This is a genomic window from Serratia sp. HNCC26DJ244 (genome assembly GCF_057180565.1).
The window spans coordinates 1-271 of record NZ_JBXUGO010000153.1 but is presented as its reverse complement, the minus strand read 5'-3'; the positions used below and the strand labels follow the sequence as shown (position 1 = coordinate 271).

At 53.9% G+C, this 271-nt stretch carries 1 protein-coding gene; it reads left to right on the top strand.

Translation table 11 applies throughout. The features are described from left to right. On the top strand, nt 1-271 hold a 271-nt coding region (locus tag AC2A06_RS19040; protein WP_484381324.1), incomplete at both ends, for an Ig-like domain-containing protein.

Sequence of the window (271 nt, the reverse complement as noted above, 5' to 3'; positions counted from 1 at the left end):
CGCAACGGATGCGGCAGATAACGTCAGCGCACCAAGCGGCAGCTTCGGTATTAATGTTGACACCACCGTACCTAACCCGGCTGGTGATATCGTTATCACCGACAACGTGGGTGAGAAGACCGGTGAAGTGAAACCGGGTGATACCACCGATGACCGCTCACCAAACCTGAACGGTACCGGCGAACCAGGCGGTACAGTCACCATCTATGATAACGGTAAGGAAATCGGTACCGCCAAGATAGAAGATGACGGTAAATGGAGCTTTACCCCG